This is a genomic window from Enterobacter sp. A8, assembly GCF_004296595.1.
GTDB classification, from domain to species: Bacteria; Pseudomonadota; Gammaproteobacteria; order Enterobacterales; family Enterobacteriaceae; genus Enterobacter; species Enterobacter cloacae.
Map to the genome: position 1 here is coordinate 16,551 of NZ_SCMF01000009.1, position 14,633 is coordinate 31,183.

Annotated in this window: 15 protein-coding genes; 12 read left to right on the plus strand and 3 right to left on the minus strand. The window is 58.7% G+C overall.

From position 1 onward, the window contains the following. The first annotated feature begins 48 nt into the window (after positions 1-48). From phnL to phnP, 5 genes are read left to right on the plus strand one after another with little or no spacing between them, the layout of a single operon-like run. On the plus strand, positions 49-729 hold the full coding sequence (gene phnL / locus EQV24_RS22725; protein ID WP_013095104.1) for a phosphonate C-P lyase system protein PhnL: 681 nt from the start codon (positions 49-51) through the stop codon (positions 727-729). Next, positions 726-1,862: an alpha-D-ribose 1-methylphosphonate 5-triphosphate diphosphatase gene (phnM, locus tag EQV24_RS22730; protein ID WP_130627080.1), complete on the plus strand. Its 1,137-nt coding sequence runs from the start codon at positions 726-728 to the stop codon at positions 1,860-1,862. Before phnL ends, phnM begins: the two co-directional genes overlap by 4 nt. Beyond that, a complete protein-coding gene (gene phnN, locus EQV24_RS22735; RefSeq protein ID WP_095455743.1) occupies positions 1,859-2,410 on the plus strand; it encodes a ribose 1,5-bisphosphokinase in 552 nt (183 codons plus the stop codon). The genes phnM and phnN overlap by 4 nt, the downstream gene beginning before the upstream one ends. Further along, a complete protein-coding gene (gene phnO / locus EQV24_RS22740; RefSeq protein WP_023621470.1) occupies positions 2,403-2,837 on the plus strand; it encodes an aminoalkylphosphonate N-acetyltransferase in 435 nt (144 codons plus the stop codon). Before phnN ends, phnO begins: the two co-directional genes overlap by 8 nt. Positions 2,838-2,846: 9 nt before the next feature. Beyond that, entirely contained in the window at positions 2,847-3,605 is a 759-nt protein-coding gene (gene phnP / locus EQV24_RS22745) for a phosphonate metabolism protein PhnP (RefSeq protein ID WP_057072552.1), read from the plus strand. A 52-nt stretch (positions 3,606-3,657) separates the two neighbouring features. Here the strand turns inward: phnP and yjdP are convergent, their stop codons facing one another. Both yjdP and EQV24_RS22755 read right to left on the minus strand, forming a co-directional pair. Next, positions 3,658-3,981: a DDRRRQL repeat protein YjdP gene (gene yjdP / locus EQV24_RS22750; protein WP_013095099.1), complete on the minus strand. Its 324-nt coding sequence runs from the start codon at positions 3,979-3,981 to the stop codon at positions 3,658-3,660. A 69-nt stretch (positions 3,982-4,050) separates the two neighbouring features. Further along, complete coding sequence (locus EQV24_RS22755) at positions 4,051-6,330, minus strand: hybrid sensor histidine kinase/response regulator (protein ID WP_130627081.1); 2,280 nt, start codon at positions 6,328-6,330, stop codon at positions 4,051-4,053. A gap of 181 nt (positions 6,331-6,511) precedes the next feature. Between EQV24_RS22755 and EQV24_RS22760 the strand changes: the two genes are divergently transcribed. From EQV24_RS22760 to lpxO, 7 genes are all read left to right on the plus strand, one after another. Beyond that, the gene (locus tag EQV24_RS22760; RefSeq protein ID WP_130627082.1) at positions 6,512-8,032 is read left to right on the plus strand and encodes a sugar ABC transporter ATP-binding protein; all 1,521 of its coding nucleotides are present in this window, start codon (positions 6,512-6,514) and stop codon (positions 8,030-8,032) included. Further along, a complete protein-coding gene (locus EQV24_RS22765; protein WP_013095095.1) occupies positions 8,029-9,024 on the plus strand; it encodes a ribose ABC transporter permease in 996 nt (331 codons plus the stop codon). The genes EQV24_RS22760 and EQV24_RS22765 overlap by 4 nt, the downstream gene beginning before the upstream one ends. A gap of 28 nt (positions 9,025-9,052) precedes the next feature. After that, complete coding sequence (locus tag EQV24_RS22770; protein WP_013095094.1) at positions 9,053-9,994, plus strand: ABC transporter substrate-binding protein; 942 nt, start codon at positions 9,053-9,055, stop codon at positions 9,992-9,994. A gap of 83 nt (positions 9,995-10,077) precedes the next feature. Continuing rightward, positions 10,078-10,764: a D-lyxose/D-mannose family sugar isomerase gene (locus EQV24_RS22775; RefSeq protein WP_020684559.1), complete on the plus strand. Its 687-nt coding sequence runs from the start codon at positions 10,078-10,080 to the stop codon at positions 10,762-10,764. Positions 10,765-10,774: 10 nt separating this feature from the next. Then, a complete protein-coding gene (locus EQV24_RS22780; RefSeq protein ID WP_130627091.1) occupies positions 10,775-11,635 on the plus strand; it encodes a ketose 1,6-bisphosphate aldolase in 861 nt (286 codons plus the stop codon). Continuing rightward, on the plus strand, positions 11,635-12,642 hold the full coding sequence (locus EQV24_RS22785; protein WP_047351897.1) for a carbohydrate kinase family protein: 1,008 nt from the start codon (positions 11,635-11,637) through the stop codon (positions 12,640-12,642). Before EQV24_RS22780 ends, EQV24_RS22785 begins: the two co-directional genes overlap by 1 nt. Before the next feature lie 142 nt (positions 12,643-12,784). Continuing rightward, entirely contained in the window at positions 12,785-13,693 is a 909-nt protein-coding gene (gene lpxO, locus EQV24_RS22790; protein WP_023622256.1) for a lipid A hydroxylase LpxO, read from the plus strand. A 4-nt stretch (positions 13,694-13,697) separates the two neighbouring features. Here the strand turns inward: lpxO and EQV24_RS22795 are convergent, their stop codons facing one another. Continuing rightward, positions 13,698-14,429 carry a response regulator transcription factor gene (locus tag EQV24_RS22795; RefSeq protein ID WP_013095088.1) on the minus strand — a complete coding sequence of 244 codons (732 nt, stop codon included), beginning with the start codon at positions 14,427-14,429 and terminating at the stop codon, positions 13,698-13,700. Positions 14,430-14,633: the final 204 nt, after the last annotated feature.

Sequence of the window (14,633 nt, forward strand, 5' to 3'; positions counted from 1 at the left end):
CCGGGTAAGCGAAGCCGCCACCCGGCAAGAAAACGCCACGAGGCCAAAATGATCCACGTAGAAAACGTAAGTAAGACCTTTGTGCTCCACCAGCAAAACGGCGTGCGTCTGCCGGTGCTGCAAAATGCCTCTCTGAAGGTGAACAGCGGCGAATGCGTGGTGCTGCACGGCCACTCCGGCAGCGGAAAATCCACCCTGCTGCGCTCCCTGTACGCCAACTATCTGCCGGACGAGGGGCACATTCATATTCGCCATGCCGATGAATGGGTCGACCTGGTTCAGGCCCCCGCGCGTAAGGTGCTGGAAGTCCGCCGCTCGACGATCGGCTGGGTGAGCCAGTTTCTGCGGGTGATCCCGCGGATCTCCGCTCTGGATGTGGTCATGCAGCCGCTGCTGGATCTCGGCGTGCCGCGCGAAACCTGCGCCGCCAAAGCCGCCAGCCTGCTGACGCGCCTCAATGTGCCCGAGCGCCTCTGGCATCTTGCCCCGTCGACCTTTTCCGGCGGCGAGCAGCAGCGCGTGAATATCGCTCGCGGGTTTATCGTCGACTACCCGATTTTACTTCTTGATGAACCCACCGCTTCGCTCGACAGCAAAAACAGCGCGGCAGTGGTGGAACTGATCGAACAGGCCAAAGCGCGCGGCGCGGCGATCGTCGGGATCTTCCACGACGAGAGCGTTCGCAACCGCGTGGCGGACAGATTGCACCCGATGGGGACAAACGTATGATTATCAATAACGTCAGGCTGGTGCTGGAAGATGAGGTCATCGACGGCTCGATTGAGATCCGCGACGGCGCGATCCGCGCGTATGCCGAAACCCGAAGCCATTTGCCCGAAGCGATGGATGGCGAAGGCGGCTGGCTGCTGCCAGGGCTGATTGAGCTGCACACCGATAATCTGGATAAATTCTTCACCCCACGGCCGAAGGTGGACTGGCCCGCCCATTCGGCGATGAGCAGCCACGACGCGCTGATGGTTGCCAGCGGCATCACCACTGTGCTGGATGCGGTGGCGATTGGTGACGTGCGCGACGGCGGCGATCGGCTGGAGAATCTGGAAAAGATGATCAACGCAGTGGAAGAGACGCAAAAGCGCGGTCTTAACCGCGCCGAACATCGCCTGCATCTGCGCTGCGAGTTGCCGCATCATACCACCCTGCCGCTGTTTGAAAAGCTGGTAGACCGCGAGCCAGTGTCGCTGGTCTCGTTGATGGACCACTCGCCGGGGCAGCGCCAGTTCGCCAGCCTCGAAAAATACCGCGAGTATTACCAGGGCAAATATTCTCTTAACGATGTGGAGATGGCGCGCTACGAGGAAGAGCAGCTGGCGCTGGCGGCACAGTGGTCACAGCCGAACCGTGTTTCGATTGCCGCAATGTGCCGGGACCGTAGCATCGCGCTGGCCAGCCATGATGATGCCACGCACGATCATGTCCGCGAATCCCACCAGCTTGGCAGCGTGATCGCTGAATTTCCTACCACGTTTGAGGCGGCAGAAGCCTCCCGCGCACACGGCATGAACGTGCTGATGGGGGCACCGAATATTGTGCGCGGCGGCTCGCATTCCGGCAACGTGGCGGCAAGCAAACTCGCCTCGCTCGGCCTGCTGGATATTCTCTCTTCCGACTACTACCCCGCCAGCCTGCTGGACGCCGCCTTCCGCGTCGCGGATGACGACAGCAACTGCTTCACGCTGCCGGAGGCAATTCGCCTGGTAACGAAGAACCCGGCATCGGCGCTTAATCTTCACGACCGGGGCGAGATAGCCGAAGGAAAACGGGCGGATCTGGTGCTGGCCCACCGTAAGGGCGAGCACATCCATATCGACCACGTCTGGCGTCAGGGAAAACGGGTGTTCTGATGGGAAGAGTCATCTGGTTAATGGGGCCCTCCGGCTCCGGGAAGGACAGCCTGCTGTCCGCCTTACGGCAGCGGGAACACCCGCAGCTGCTGGTCGCACATCGCTATATTACCCGGGCGGCGAATGCAGGTAGTGAAAACCATATCGCCCTGAGCGAACAGGAATTTTTCACTCGCGCCGGGCAGAATCTGCTGGCGCTCAGCTGGCACGCCAACGGCTACTACTACGGGATCGGCATTGAGATCGACCTGTGGCTACACGCGGGTTTTGACGTGCTGGTCAACGGCTCCCGTGCGCATCTGCCCCAGGCACGCGCCAGGTATGCCTCGGCGCTGCTGCCGGTCTGTCTGCAGGTTTCGCCGGATGTCCTGCGCAGCCGCCTGCAAAGCCGCGGACGCGAAAGCGAAAAAGAGATCGCGCAGCGACTCGAACGCGCAGAGCGCTATACCCCGGCGGATTGCCACATCCTCAACAACGACGGAAGTTTGCTACAGTCAGTCGATAACGTTTTATCACTTATCCGTCAGAAGGAGAAACAGCATGCCTGACTGCACGCTTCGCCCCGCCACCGCCGATGATGCGCAAATCGTTTACGCGCTGATCTGCGAGTTAAAACAGGCCGAATTTGATCATCAGGCGTTCCACACCGGGTATCTGGCCAATCTGCAGGACCACAATATGCGTTATCAGCTGGCAGAGCTGAATGGACAGGTAGTGGGTATGATTGGCCTGCATATGCAGTTTCACCTGCACCACGCCAGATGGATCGGCGAAATCCAGGAGCTGGTGGTGATGCCCGAGGCGCGTGGTCTTAAAGTGGGGAGCCAACTGCTGGCATGGGCAGAGGACACCGCGCGGCAGGCGGGCGCGGAGCTGACGGAGCTCTCCACCAGCGTCCGGCGGCTGGACGCCCACCGTTTTTATGTTCGTGAAGGGTATACGCAGAGCCATTTTCGTTTCACCAAACCGTTGTAGAGGTGCACGATGAGTCTGACCATCACGTTAACGGGCACCGGCAGTGCCCAGCTGGTCCCGGTGTTTGGCTGCGATTGCGCGGCATGCCGCCGGGCACGTCTGCAGGAGAATTATCGTCGTCGGCCCTGTAGCGCGGCCGTCAAATTCAATGATGCGGTGACGCTACTGGACGCGGGTATTCCGCACCTGATGGACGACTGGCCAGCCGGCAGCTTTCAGCAGTTTTTGCTGACCCACTACCATATGGATCACGTTCAGGGGCTGTTTCCCCTGCGCTGGGGCGTTGGCGCGACGATCCCCGTTTACGGCCCGCCGGATGAAGCCGGATGTGACGATCTCTTCAAACACCCGGGCATTCTGGATTTCAGCCATACGCTGGAGCCGTTTGTGATGTTTGAGCTGCAGGGCCTGCGGGTGACGCCGCTGCCGCTCAACCACTCGAAACTCACCTTTGGTTATCTGCTGGAGTCCGCCCACAGCCGCGTGGCGTGGCTCTCTGATACTGCCGGATTGCCGGAGAAAACGGTGAAATTTCTGCTTAACAACCAGCCGCAGGCGATGATCATCGACTGTAGCCATGAACCGCGCCCGCAGACGCCGCGCAACCATTGCGATTTAAACACCGTGGTGGCACTGAACGAGGTGATTGGCTGCCCGCAGGTGATCCTGACCCATATCAGCCATCAGTTTGACGAGTGGATGATGGATAACCCGCTGCCGGACGGCATCGAAGCGGGATATGACGGCATGGTGTTGGTGCTGGATTAGGTTTTCTCCCTCTCCCGTGGGAGAGGGTTGAGGTGAGGGCAACAGGCCGCACTTAACCGCGATCGTAATCCTCTTCTAACCGCCGCTCATCCTCTTCCAGGCGTCGTCTGTCGTCATCAAGCTGGCGCTGGCGCTCGTCTAAACGGCGGCGTCTGTCTTCAAGCTGCCGACGGCGGTCGTCATACTGACGGCTATCAATGCGACGGTCATCGTCATAACGATCGTCATCATCGTTGCTGCGGCTGCTGCCGGGGTTATAGGCATCGTTGATCGCCTGCTGAATGTTGCCAATGGCATCATCAATCACATCGGCATGCGCCAGTTGGCTGGAGAGTGACAGCAGACCAAATAACAGAGCGGTAGAGTAACGTTTCATAAGGCCAGACTCGCAGGTGAACTGGCCTTACGGTAATTAACCGCAAACGGGAGAGGTAGCGGAGGAATCTCAAATTATGATCACCTTCCGCAGCGCCTGCGCCAGCTGTACGCGGGTAAACGGTTTGCGCAGTAGCGCTACATCCGGCAGTTGTGGATTGTGCGTCGGACGTAAATCCTGACCGCTGATCAACAACACCGGCAGTTGCGGGTAGTGGCTGCGCACGTGGTTGATAACCTCCGCCCCGCTCAGGCTGCCCGGCAGCATCAGATCACTGATAAACATGCCGATATCCGGCGAGGCCGCCAGCATGTTCAGTGCCTGCTCACCGCTTTCCGCTTCAAGGGTCAGGTAGCCAAGCTGATGCAGTTGCTCGCACAGGGTCTGGCGAACATCGGCCTCATCTTCCAGGACCAGCACCAGCCGTTCGTTTTCAGCGGATGCGGTGGCAGAGTGCGTTTCATCTTCAGGAACGACGGGCAGCGTTGAGCGCGGCAGATGGAGCCGCACGGTGGTGCCTTGTCCCGGCGCGCTTTCAATTTCGACGCGGCCGCCGGACTGACGCACAAAACCGTACACCATCGACAGCCCTAACCCACTGCCACTGCCGGTCTGCTTGGTGGTGAAGAACGGCTCGAACACCCGGGATTTGACCTCCTGCGTCATACCGCTGCCGCGGTCGATCACCTCCAGCGCCACCATATCCTGCCTGCGTCCGTCGCTGCGAGTGACGCGCTGATTCCACGTGCGGATCTTAATCACGCCCGTCTGCCCCTCCATCGCGTCGCGGGCGTTCATCACCAGGTTGATAATGGCGTTTTCGAGCTGACCAACGTCTATCCACGCCGGCCAGGCCGGGGATTGAGCCTCTATCTCCAGGCTCAGGGTGGCGGGCAAGGAGTGGCGCATCAGCTCTCTGAGATTCTCCAGCAGCGGTTTCATCTCTACCGCATGCGGAGTCAGGGATTGCTTGCGGGAAAAAGCCAGCAGACGCTGGGTCAGCAACGCACCGCGCTCGGCGGCATTGAGCGCGCGGGCGATACGTGGGGCATCACTGGAGTCGGGATCGGTCAGCTCCAGGCTACCGATTATCACCGCCAGCAGGTTGTTGAAATCATGTGCCAGCCCGCCCGTCAGTTGACCAACGGCCTTCATCTTCTGGCTGTGCAGCAGCGCCTCCTCCAGTCCCTGACGCTCGATGCGGTCGATCTCCATCTGGGAGGTTTTCTCTTTCAGTAGACGGGTAGTGTGCTCCAGCGAGGCGGTATTGCGGGCAAAGACGTTAAACGCGCGAGCCAGCTCTCCCAGCTCATCACGCCGCTGCAGCGCGGGCACCGAAACGTCCTGCTCGCCATGGGCAAGACGCGACATCGCCCGGGAGATCGCCGTCAGGTTGGAGCCCAGATTGCGGTAGATATACCAGCAGGCGCAACCGGTGATGATCAGCGCCAGTACGGCGAATATGCTGATAAATACGCTGATGGACCGCAGCTCCTGATGACTCTGGGCCGTACGCAGCCGGGAAGCCTCCGCTACCTGCTCAACGTACTGATTGATATCGCTATTTAATATCGCCACCAGCGCCTTGATGTGGAACATATACCAGCTTATCGCCAGGTCGCTCTCTTCAAGCTGCTTTGACAGCGGGGCAAGCCTGCGTAGCTCGTCGTTGAAATCGGGCAGAACAAGATTCACCACGGGCTGCGTCGCGCGATGGGGCAACGTTGCGGTAACGGCGTCCAGCTGCTGTAGGGTGGCGCGCGGTGAGGGGGTATCGATGGCGGCGAGAATCAGCCTGTCCATTTCCGCAAGCTGCTGCGCATCCGGGATGTTGCTGCCAAACCGACGGTTAATATCCTGCAGATGGCGTAAATAGCTCTGGCTTTGATACAGCGAGCTAAGCAGCGCGTTACGCTGCAGATGGCGCCGCTGTCCGCGCTCCAGCATGCCCGTCACGCTTTGCTGTAACTCATTACTGCGACGAATAATGCGCGCCACCAGCCCCGGCTCCTGCTGCGCTAAGGGCGCATCTGCGAGCTGTTCCAGCGAGTGCCGCAGCGCCATTTGGGTCTGCTTCAGCCTCTCGGCCTCTCCTTTGTATTCCAGCGCCCCCACCACCTGCGAAAGCCGAACCGCCGCGGTTGCCACGCTGGCGGTATCGCGGGCGAGGTTCATGCTGCCGGTCATGTCATCCAGCGTCTGCTGTTGTACCTGTTCCTGGATCTGGCTGGCATGCCGAAAACCCAGCACCGCCACACCACTGACCATCAGCGTCACCGCCACCACCAACAGATTAAAGATCAGCAGACGACCGCGGGCACTGGCGAAGAACGGCGAGCGTGATGGCATGGGATTGGGCTCCTCTGCAAATGGGTGCCCTCACCCTGGCCCTCTCCCACAGGAAGAGGGAAAAGAGAAATGTGACGGCGATTAGCTATTCATAACTATGACAAATATGAACGGCTTCTGACATTTTGCATTTACGCACCTGTGATGAAGTGCAGATATCAACCTTCACAGGAGATCCGCCATGAGCAGAACCCCGGTACTGGAGATGCGCAGCATTGCCAAAACGTTTGGCAACTTCCACGCGCTCAAGGGTGTGGATTTGACGGTCTTTCCCGGTGAGATCCACGCGCTGATGGGTGAAAACGGCGCGGGAAAAAGCACGCTGATGAAGATCCTCGCGGGCGCCTACACCGCGACCAGCGGCGAGATCCTGATTGACGGTCAGCCGTATCACATTAAAGGCCCGAAGGATGCGCTGGCCGCAGGCATTACCCTGATCTATCAGGAGATGCAACTCGCCCCCAACCTGACGGTTGCGGAAAACATCTTTCTTGGCAGCGAACTCTCGCGCAGCGGACTGGTGCAGCGTAAAGAGATGGCCGCTCAGGCTCAGGCGGTCATCGACCGTCTGGGTGCAAACTTCAACGCCACCGACCTGGTGATGAAGCTGACTATCGCCGAACAACAGCAGGTGGAAATCGCCCGCGCGCTGCACCGTAACAGCCGCATTCTGGTGATGGATGAACCCACTGCCGCCCTCTCCTCGCGTGAAACCCATCGTCTGTTTGAGCTGATCCTGCGCCTGCGGGATGAAGGGATGGCGATCATCTATATCAGCCACCGCATGGCGGAAGTGTACGAACTCTCTGACCGGGTCAGCGTCCTGCGTGACGGGCAATACGTCGGTAGCCTGACGCGCGACAAACTGAACGCATCTGAGTTGGTGAAAATGATGGTGGGTCGCCCCTTAAGCGATCTGTTCAACAAAGAGCGCGATATCCCGCTCGGCAACCCGCGTCTTAACGTGCATCACCTCACCGACGGTAAAAAAGTCCAACCCTGCAGCCTGCAGGTGCGCTCAGGGGAAATCGTCGGCCTGGCGGGGCTGGTCGGTGCCGGTCGCTCCGAGCTGGCACAGCTCATCTTTGGCGTACGTAAAGCTACCGGCGGAATGATTGAAGTGGACGGCGAGCCGGTGGTGATCCACTCCCCGCGCGCGGCCATTGAAAACGGGATCGGTTTTCTTACCGAGAACCGCAAGGAGCAGGGGCTGTTCCTGGAGCTGGCGGCGCAGGAGAACATCACCATGGCGACGCTGGAGCGCGACGCCACCTTCGGCATGCTTAACCGCAAAAAAGCGCAGTCCATTTCTGACGATGCCATCGCCCTGCTGAATATCCGCGTGCCTCACGCACAGGTCCGCGCGGGCGGTCTGTCAGGCGGTAATCAGCAGAAATTGCTGATCTCCCGCTGGGTGGCGATTGGTCCGCGTATTCTGATCCTCGACGAACCGACGCGCGGTGTCGATGTCGGCGCAAAAAGCGAAATCTACCGCATCATGAACCAGATGGCGCGCAAGGGCGTGGCGATTTTGATGATCTCCAGCGAACTGCCGGAAGTGGTGGGCATGAGCGACCGCGTCTATGTCATGCGTGAAGGCAGCATCGCCGGGGAGCTCCACGGACACGACATCTCTCAGGAAAACATCATGACGCTGGCAACCGGCGTGAACGACTCACATCATCAGGCGGTGCAACTATGACAACTCCAACCCATCCGCAGCAGGTGGCAAAATCTGCCTCCGCCAAAAAAATGCTGATGAGCGATCTGATGCAAACGGTCGGCATTTTGCCCATTCTCATCCTGATCGTGGCGGTTTTTGGCTTTATCGCCCCTAACTTCTTTACCGAAAGCAACCTGCTCAACATTACCCGTCAGGCGTCGATCAACATCGTGCTGGCGGCAGGGATGACCTTCATCATCCTGACCGGGGGGATTGACCTCTCCGTCGGGTCGATTCTGGGTACCACGGCGGTCGCCGCGATGGTGGTGTCGTTAATACCGGAATTCGCCGGGCTCTCTATTCCCGCCGCGCTGATGCTCGGACTGGTGCTGGGGCTGTTCAACGGCGCGCTGGTGGCCTTTGCCGGACTACCGCCGTTTATTGTCACCCTCGGCACCTACACGGCACTGCGGGGCGCAGCGTACCTGCTGGCCGATGGCACGACGGTAATTAACTCGAACATCAATTTTGAGTGGATAGGCAATAACTATCTTGGCCCCGTGCCGTGGCTGGTGGTGATTGCCCTGGCGGTGATTGTGGTGTGCTGGTTTATCCTGCGTCGCACTACGCTTGGCGTTCACATCTATGCGGTAGGCGGCAACATGCAGGCGGCACGCTTAACGGGCATCAAAGTCTGGCTGGTGTTGCTGTTTGTGTATGGCATGAGCGGCCTGCTCTCCGGGTTAGGCGGTGTGATGAGCGCATCGCGCCTCTACAGCGCCAACGGAAACCTGGGCATGGGTTACGAGCTGGATGCGATTGCGGCGGTGATCCTCGGCGGCACCAGCTTCGTTGGCGGGATCGGCACGATCACCGGCACGCTGGTGGGAGCGCTGATTATCGCCACTCTCAACAACGGCATGACGCTGATGGGCGTCTCCTACTTCTGGCAACTGGTGATCAAAGGGGCGGTGATCATCATTGCGGTGCTGATCGACAAATACCGTACCCGACACCATCAAAGTGCTTAACAACAATACCCTACGTGAGGAAGAGAGCATGAGATTGAAGCCCTTAGTGACCGCGCTCTGTGCTGGCGCGCTGCTTGCCGCAACGCCGTTTGCGCAGGCGAAAGATCTGAAGTCCATCGGCGTAACGGTGGGTGACCTGGCCAACCCGTTCTTCGTGCAGATCACCAAAGGTGCCGAGCTGGAGGCGCGCAAGCTGGCGGGGGATAACGTCAAAGTGACGCTGGTCTCCAGCGGGTACGATCTGGGACAGCAGGTGGCGCAGATCGACAACTTTATTGCCGCCAAAGTGGACATGATCATCCTCAACGCCGCAGATTCTAAAGGGATCGGCCCGGCGGTGAAACGCGCGAAAGAGGCCGGGATTGTGGTGGTCGCGGTTGACGTGGCGGCAGAAGGTGCAGACGCGACGATCACCTCCGATAACACCCAGGCGGGCGAAATGGCCTGTAAGTACATCACCGACCGCCTGAACGGCAAAGGCAATGTGGTGATCATCAACGGACCGCCGGTCTCTGCCGTCCAGAACCGTGTGGAAGGTTGCCAGACAGAGTTCAAAAAACACCCGGATATCAAAGTACTCTCCGATAACCAGAACGCCAAGGGCAGCCGCGAAGGGGGTCTGGAAGTCATGACCTCGCTGCTGGCGGCCAATCCGAAGATCGATGGCGTCTTCGCGATTAACGATCCGACCGCGATCGGTGCCGATCTGGCGGCGAAACAAGCGCAACGCAACGAGTTCTTTATCGTTGGTGTGGACGGTAGCCCGGACGGCGAAGAAGCCCTGAAGCGGGAAAACTCCCTGTTTGTGGCGACGCCGGCACAAGATCCGCAGGTCATGGCGGCAAAAGCGGTTGAGATCGGCTATGACATTCTACAGGGCAAACCGGCACCGAAAGAGCCTGTGCTGATCCCGGTGACGATGATCGATAAAAAGAACGTCGGCACGTATAAGGGGTGGACGGTTAAGTAACAATTGCGCGGCCCGATGCCCTCACCCTAACCCTCTCCCACAGGGAGAGGGGACTGGGCCGACAAAAAACACAAGGAGTCTCCATGAAACGCTCCGAAATCAACGAAATCCTCGGCCACACGCGGCAGTTTTTCTCCATGCACGACGTACATCTCCCCCCTTTTGCCAGCTTCCCACCCACAAAATGGCAACAGCTCGATCAGGCCGCCTGGCAGGAAGTGTTTGATCTTAAGCTCGGTTGGGACGTAACAGCCTTTGGCGGCAGCAGCTTTGCCGCGCAGGGGCTCACGCTGTTTACCCTGCGCAACGGCTCACCAAACGGCACGCCGTATGAAAAATGCTACGCCGAAAAAATCATGCACGTACGCGACGGTCAGCTCACGCCCATGCATTTTCACTGGCGCAAACGGGAGGACATCATCAACCGCGGCGGTGGAAATCTCATTATTGAGTTATGGAATGCCGGTGCACAGGCAGAGACCGAAAACACGGACGTCACCGTCACGATAGACGGTTGCCAGCAGACCCACGCACCCGGCAGCCAGCTGCGCCTTACACCAGGGGAGAGCATCTGCCTGACGCCCGGCCTGTACCACAGTTTCTGGGGTGAACGCGGTTTTGGCGACGTGCTGGTGGGCGAAGTGTCATCGGTCAATGACGATGAACACGACAACCACTTTTTGCAGCCCGTTGCCCGCTATAACAACATCGAAGAAGACGAACCGGCGGTGCTGGTACTGTGCAACGAGTACAACCTGTTTCGGATATAAGGGGTAAATGATGCCATTGATTTCTTTTGCCGACGGTCTTGCGCACGCCAGGCAACATCGCTACGCGCTGGGCGCGTTCAACGTTCTCGACACCCACTTCCTGCGCGCCCTGTTTGCCGCGGCGAAGCAGGAGCGCTCGCCTTTTATCATCAACATCGCCGAAGTGCATTTTAAATACGTGTCGCTGGAGTCGCTTGTCGAAGCGGTTAAGTACGAAGCCGCCCGCCACGCGATCCCCGTGGTACTCAACCTCGACCACGGCCTGCACTTTGACGCCGTGGTGCGCGCCCTGCGCTTAGGGTTCAGCTCCGTGATGTTCGATGGCTCGACACTGAGCTACGAGGAGAATATTCGTCAGACGCGTGAAGTGGTGAAGATGTGTCACGCGGTGGGCGTGTCGGTGGAGGCAGAGTTAGGTGCCGTCGGTGGCGATGAAGGCGGAGCGCTCTACGGCCATGCGGATGAAGCGTACTTTACCGACCCGCAGCTGGCACGGGAATTTGTCGATTCAACCGGCATTGACGCGCTGGCCGTCGCCATTGGCAACGCACACGGCAAATACAAGGGCGAGCCAAAGCTCGATTTCCCCCGTCTGGACGCCATTCGCCAGCAGACCGGCCTGCCACTGGTACTGCACGGCGGCTCCGGGATCAGCGATGCTGATTTTCGTCGCGCCATTGAACTTGGTATTCATAAAATCAATTTCTATACCGGCATGTCCCAGGCCGCGCTTTCCGCCGTTGAGCAGCGTATGGCCAACCGCCAGCCGCTGTACGATGAGTTTGCCGAGCTGCTGCTGGGCATAGAAGAGGCGATTACCGATACGGTCGCCGAACAGATGCGCATCTTTGGCAGCGCGGGGCAGGCATAATGGAACGCAAAGGGATCATCGCCGCGGGCAATATGCTGGTGGATCACGTTCACCAGATCGTGCAATGGCCGGAACGCGGCTGGCTGGCAGAAATTACCCACAGCGAGCGTTCCACCGGCGGCGCGCCGCTCAACGTCCTGCTGACGCTGGCGAAAATGCACGTCGGCCTGCCGCTGCAGGCGGTGGGGCTGATTGGCGAAGACAGCGACGGGGACTACATTCTGGCAATGCTCGACCAGTATCACGTCAATCGGCAGCGCGTACAGCGCACCACCTTTGCGCCAACCTCCATGTCGCAGGTGATGACCGACCCCAGCGGACAGCGCACCTTTTTCCACTCTCCCGGGGCCAACCGCCTGCTGGATCTCCCCGCGTTTGACCGTCTCGACGGCACAATGAAAATCTTCCACCTCGGCTACCTGCTGCTGCTCGACAGTCTGGATATGCCAGATGACGAATACGGCACCCGTAGCGCACGGCTGCTGGCGCAGATGCGCGAACAGGGGTATGAAACCTCGCTTGATCTGGTCTCCCGCAAGGGCGATCCGCGCTATCAGCCGCTGGTCCTCCCTGCCCTGCGTCATCTCGATTATCTGGTCATTAACGAACTGGAAGCCGGAGAATTTAGCGGCCTTGAGATGCGCGACGGCAACGACGCACCGCACGTTGCCCACATCGCTGAAGCCGCCGCGCAGCTGCTGGCGGCAGGCGTCCGGCAACGGGTGGTGATCCACTGCCCGGAAGGTGCCTGGGGAGAAGCCGCAAACGAAGAAGGACGCTGGATCCCCTCATGGAGGCTGACTCAGGAGGAGATTATTGGCAGCGTCGGCGCGGGCGACGCCTTTTGTGCCGGTTTCTTATATGGCTGTCATGAATCACTGCCGCTGGCAGAGAGTATTTACCTGGCGCATGCCTGCGCCCGGGCAAGCCTGCTGGCCGCGAATGCCATTGATGGAGCAAAAACGCTGGAGGAATTGACGCGCTTTATTCAGGAGAGCAGCGCCTAAATTAACAAAAATTGCGATTTTTGATTACAGTTCTATGAATTTTGCATAGCCGAACTACACTCTCTGCGTCTGGCACATTCGGCGTGGGCAACATATTGCCCACACGCTTTTCCGAAATGAGAGATACAGAGGACAAGGAAAAATGTTCGCAGCAATTATCATCGCTATATTTATTATCAGTGTTATTTATGCGCATTCGCGCGGCAAAGAAAAACAGACGCTTTCCCGTCAACTTTTCGACCACTCCACCTTTATGGCGCCTATCAATATGTTTATGACGGCGTTCTCTTCGCTGCCCGCCAGACAGCCCTTTTTTGAAACCGAGCGCTTTCCGGAATTAAACAAACTGACGGAAAACTGGGAGGTCATTCGCGAAGAGGCGCTGCGTTTGCAGGATCATATTAAGGCGGCACAAAATCATAACGATGCCGGTTTTAACACCTTCTTTAAACGCGGCTGGAAACGGTTTTACCTCAAATGGTATGCCGATGCGCATCCCTCGGCTCAGACCCTGTGCCCCGTTACGACACAACTGGTGAGTGAGATCCCATCCGTGAAAGCGGCAATGTTTGCCGAACTCCCGGCGGGCGCGAAGCTCGGCAAGCATCGCGATCCTTACGCCGGCTCGGTTCGTTACCATTTAGGCCTGGTCACGCCAAATGACGATCGCTGCTTTATAGAGGTTGACCAGCAGCGCCACAGCTGGCGTGACGGTGAGGCTGTCATCTTTGATGAAACTTACGTGCACTGGGCGGAGAATAAATCGGATCACACGCGGATTATTCTCTTCTGCGATATCGAACGTCCGATGAAATGGCGCTGGGCGCAGGCGGTTAACCACTGGGTCGGGACAACGCTGATGTCAGCGGCCAGCTCCCCCAATGACGATAACGACCGCACCGGGGGAATCAACCGTATCTTCAAATATGTGCACGCCGGGCGAGAACGCGGTCAGCGTCTGAAGAAGCGTAATCGGAAGCTCTATTACGCACTGAAGTACCTGGTCATCACGGCGATTTTCGCCGCGCTTATTGTCGCTGCCATAACATAAGCACTTACGCCGCCCTATCGGGATGACAGACATCGGCGGCAAAGACGTAGCCCAGCCCGCGGATCGTTTTGATTAATGCGGGCTGGTGCGGATTGGCTTCGATTTTCCGGCGCAGGCGCATGATCAACACGTCGATGGTGCGGTCAAACACATCGGCACTTTCGCTGTGGGTCAGCTCAAGCAGCTGCTCGCGGCTCAGTACCCGGCGGGCGTTCTGGGTAAGCGCCAGTAGCAGGCCGTATTCACCCTGGGTCAACGGTACGGGGTTACGCTGCGGATCGATCAGTTCGCAGCGGGTGGTATCCAGCGTCCAGCCATTAAAAGCAATGCCCGCCACTCGTGGCGCGGGCGTGTCGGCCGCCAGCGCTCCGGTACGCCTGAGCACGGCTTTAACCCGGGCGACCACCACACGCGGATTAAACGGTTTGCCAATGTAATCGTCGGCACCCATCTCCAGCCCTACCACCACGTCAGACTCACTCCCCAGCCCGGTAAGCATCACTACCGGCAGATCCGGGCGTTGCTTTTGCAACTGCAGCAGGACCTGCAGGCCGTTGATATCCGGCAGCATCATGTCCAGCAGGACCAGGGCAATTCCCGGTTCCTGATGAACCCGGTTCAGTGCGTCCTGTCCGTTATGGCAGACGAGCACCGTAAAGACGTGCTCGCTGAGCACATCCTGCAGCAGCTCGCACACTGCCGTATCGTCATCAACCACCAGAATCGCCGGTTTCATCGCATGCTTCCGTCAGGGGATTATGTTAAGTCTGAACTATTCTGCCGTCGGCTCCAGCCAAATGGATTTTTACGTGACGGAATTACAACCCATGTCACATCCGCTGCCTTTTCGACACGTCAATTTTGACGATTGCCTGCTTTTCGTCAGGGTTTTGCCAGAAGAACGCCCGTAAAGTCGAGTGATACCCACACTAAAAATATG

Excerpts from the sequence above, each read along its gene's own strand:
- phnL (WP_013095104.1), top strand. The coding sequence starts at position 49 with ATGATCCACGTAGAAAACGTAAGTAAGACCTTTGTGCTCCACCAGCAA.
- phnM (WP_130627080.1), top strand. The coding sequence starts at position 726 with ATGATTATCAATAACGTCAGGCTGGTGCTGGAAGATGAGGTCATCGAC.
- phnO (WP_023621470.1), top strand. The coding sequence starts at position 2,403 with ATGCCTGACTGCACGCTTCGCCCCGCCACCGCCGATGATGCGCAAATC.
- phnP (WP_057072552.1), top strand. The coding sequence starts at position 2,847 with ATGAGTCTGACCATCACGTTAACGGGCACCGGCAGTGCCCAGCTGGTC.
- yjdP (WP_013095099.1), bottom strand. The coding sequence starts at position 3,981 with ATGAAACGTTACTCTACCGCTCTGTTATTTGGTCTGCTGTCACTCTCC.
- EQV24_RS22755 (WP_130627081.1), bottom strand. The coding sequence starts at position 6,330 with ATGCCATCACGCTCGCCGTTCTTCGCCAGTGCCCGCGGTCGTCTGCTG.
- EQV24_RS22760 (WP_130627082.1), top strand. The coding sequence starts at position 6,512 with ATGAGCAGAACCCCGGTACTGGAGATGCGCAGCATTGCCAAAACGTTT.
- EQV24_RS22765 (WP_013095095.1), top strand. The coding sequence starts at position 8,029 with ATGACAACTCCAACCCATCCGCAGCAGGTGGCAAAATCTGCCTCCGCC.
- EQV24_RS22770 (WP_013095094.1), top strand. The coding sequence starts at position 9,053 with ATGAGATTGAAGCCCTTAGTGACCGCGCTCTGTGCTGGCGCGCTGCTT.
- EQV24_RS22775 (WP_020684559.1), top strand. The coding sequence starts at position 10,078 with ATGAAACGCTCCGAAATCAACGAAATCCTCGGCCACACGCGGCAGTTT.
- EQV24_RS22780 (WP_130627091.1), top strand. The coding sequence starts at position 10,775 with ATGCCATTGATTTCTTTTGCCGACGGTCTTGCGCACGCCAGGCAACAT.
- EQV24_RS22785 (WP_047351897.1), top strand. The coding sequence starts at position 11,635 with ATGGAACGCAAAGGGATCATCGCCGCGGGCAATATGCTGGTGGATCAC.
- lpxO (WP_023622256.1), top strand. The coding sequence starts at position 12,785 with ATGTTCGCAGCAATTATCATCGCTATATTTATTATCAGTGTTATTTAT.
- EQV24_RS22795 (WP_013095088.1), bottom strand. The coding sequence starts at position 14,429 with ATGAAACCGGCGATTCTGGTGGTTGATGACGATACGGCAGTGTGCGAG.